The sequence below is a fragment of the Microbulbifer epialgicus genome, assembly GCF_041447265.1.
Classification (GTDB): Bacteria; Pseudomonadota; Gammaproteobacteria; order Pseudomonadales; family Cellvibrionaceae; genus Microbulbifer; species Microbulbifer epialgicus.
The window spans coordinates 1-2,199 of the sequence record NZ_JBGMEK010000196.1 but is presented as its reverse complement, the minus strand read 5'-3'; the positions used below and the strand labels follow the sequence as shown (position 1 = coordinate 2,199).

The 2,199-nt window shown below is 46.6% G+C and carries 2 protein-coding genes; both read left to right on the top strand.

Going from position 1 to position 2,199, the window contains the following annotated elements; all coding sequences use genetic code 11:
* On the top strand, positions 1-1,098 hold a 1,098-nt coding region (gene tnpC, locus ACCI49_RS24385), incomplete at its 5' end, for an IS66 family transposase (RefSeq protein WP_371841854.1).
* Positions 1,099-1,768: 670 nt separating this feature from the next.
* Positions 1,769-2,059 (top strand): IS66 family insertion sequence element accessory protein TnpA, encoded by a 291-nt coding sequence (gene tnpA, locus ACCI49_RS24380; RefSeq protein WP_371841853.1) that lies wholly within the window; start codon positions 1,769-1,771, stop codon positions 2,057-2,059.
* Positions 2,060-2,199 lie beyond the last annotated feature (140 nt).

Genomic DNA, 2,199 nt, shown 5'->3' with positions numbered 1-2,199 from the left:
TGCCCCAAAGGCTGTGCAGGCCAAATAGTTATTGCTCCCAAGCCAAAGCATATCCTGCCCAAGTGTAAGTTTACCGAATCCGTTCTAGCCTACCTCATAGCCAGCAAGCTTGATGATCGACAGCCGTTCTATCACCTGGAAAAACAGTTTGAGACCCGTGCCGGCTTTAGCTTTCCCCGTCAAACCATGGCTCGTACTGTTATCGATTGTGCGAATCCCCTACAACCACTGATTAATTTGTTAAAAGACGGCATCATTGGCTACGATATTGAGGCTTTGGATGCCACATCACTCCAGGTTCTTAATGAACCTGGCCGGCCAGCAAGCCGAAAATCTTATGCCTACTGTTTCCGAGGTGGCCCTCCAGGAAAGGAAGCTATCCTCTATGAATATAATGCCGCTGATCACAAAAATTTTGTGAATGACTGGTTTGCCGGCTTTAAAGGCACGCTGCATTGCGATGCTGATCCATTTTTTGAGTTGTTATTTGAACAGACAGCTGTAAACCCAAATCACTGTAATGCACATGCCCGACGAAAATTTGAACCCATAGCAAGAACGGCGCAAGGGGATGGGCTGGCAAAACGGGCAATGCAGTTTTATAAGAAGCTCTATCGGGTTGAACGCAAAGCCAAAGACAACCATCTGTCATCGAAACAAAGGCATGAATTACGGCTGCAAGAATCCAAACCCATTATAACTGCCTTTAAGTGCTGGCTGGATGAGCACCATCCGCAAGTGCTACCCAAATCCCCGCTGGGTAAAGCAATGAATTACTGCCTGAAATATTGGAATGGGCTATGTGCATTCCTCAGCGATGGCCGCTTAGAAATCGACAACAATTTAACTGAACAGGAAATCAAACCCTTTGTCATGGCTCGCAAAAACTTCCTGTTTGCATCCTCGGTCAATGGCGCTAAATCACTGTGCCTGCACTTCAGTTTGATTCGCACTGCCAAGCTCCACGGCCTTGACCCCTACAAGTATTATGTGGAGGTGCTTAAGCAGATTCCTCACTGCCAATCCGTTGAGGATTATGAGGCACTGCTACCCTGGAATATCCAGCTTGAGAAAGTTGGGATGGCCGCAGCCGCATGATATAGCGATGCTGGTCGCAAGAAGGCGGATGTCCGCTGAGCAGCTATATTTATCTATTGATGCCATAAGCCTTTAAGCCTTCCATGACTTGGCATTCAGCGGTGCTATCCTGGTACTTTAAATACAATTCTCACCTACGATCTGATCTGATGAAATCGCTTACGGAAATTCGTGAATAGCTTAAAGAATAAAAGATGGACTGGTACATGGCCATGAAGCCGAGCAAGCTAAAAACTCTTCCCGGGCAAAAGCCACTTCGTAAGGCGGATATGATCAAAGCTCAGGTTAGAGCCAAAGTGGAGCACCCCCTTCATCAAAGGGCTCATTTTTTTCTCAGTTCAGTCTGGTCTGAGAAAAGACTTAGCTGGACAGAGGTTCTCTAAATTAAGTTTTTTTGGTTGTTATGGGTGCTTTACCCACTACTACAAAACCTGCCCAAATTGTTTGGCAATATAGGGGCGTTGAAGGCACTAATCAGAGTAACCTGCCCTGAACATCGAACAGAAGAAACAACCCACCAAACTTCTGTCATTCTGAACCTTAAACTTGGATCCCCCTTCCGCTCTCGGCTATGGCGATTCCGAGCGTAAGCGGTACATGAACCACATTATTCAACTTGCTCTGGCAGGCTGCCATGATACCCCCTCCATCAACTTCAGAGGAGAGCCTCATGAATCAGCAGCAGTGGCAAAGTCATGTCAGGACCTACGAGAAAAGCTCTCAATCCAAGCGCGCCTATACTCGTAAGCACAACCTAAACTACAGCCAGTTCCCCTACTGGTACCGCAAACTAACTGAACAAACGCCTGCATCTGATATCCCCAACTTTGTTCTCGTGGATATCATGTCCCCTGTGGCCACTACGGGAAACCTGGGTATATTAGAGTTTCCTAATGGCATAAAGCTGGTAATCAATAGTCCGGTATTGTTGGCGCAAATTCCTGGCCTTATGGACCTGTAAAGAGTCCGGTGGAGGCCGAAGGCCGGAACGAAATGCAGCCGCTTGTTAGGCATAGCTGCTTAAATTCTGCCATTTTTCATAAAGAGGTTCTGCTTTTTTGTAATAATCAGAATACCCCTCTTCTTTGGCAATTTTAAGCA

Coding starts and splice junctions, on each gene's coding strand:
- tnpA (WP_371841853.1), top strand. CDS start 1,769: ATGAATCAGCAGCAGTGGCAAAGTCATGTCAGGACCTACGAGAAAAGC.